This is a genomic window from Pauljensenia sp. UMB3104 (assembly GCF_030217285.1).
Classification (GTDB): Bacteria; Actinomycetota; Actinomycetes; order Actinomycetales; family Actinomycetaceae; genus Pauljensenia.
In genome coordinates this window covers 1-237 of record NZ_JASONN010000592.1, presented here as the reverse complement: position 1 = coordinate 237, position 237 = coordinate 1, and the positions used below count along the sequence as shown (strand labels likewise).

Annotated in this window: 1 pseudogene; it reads left to right on the top strand. The window is 62.0% G+C overall.

The annotated features are described in order from the left end of the window. Positions 1-21: 21 nt before the first annotated feature. Positions 22-237: pseudogene (locus QP415_RS12900) on the top strand (terminase); the annotation flags it as partial.

Below are 237 nucleotides of genomic sequence, written 5' to 3'. Positions count from 1 at the left end.
CCTGGAAGGAGGCAAGATTTCATGGCGAAAGACGGCACCAACCGCGGCGGCCGCCGCGTCAGAGCAGGCGCGAAACCCGACCCGCTGGGCGAGAAACTCGCCAAGGGTCTGCCTGCTACTCGCCTGGAAGATCCGCTAGCGAGCCCTTTCGATTTTGAGGGTGCAGATGTTGGTGATGGCGCGGTGCTTGCTGGTGAGGTGATGCCGGAGCCGTCTGAGTATCTGTCGGAGGTTCAA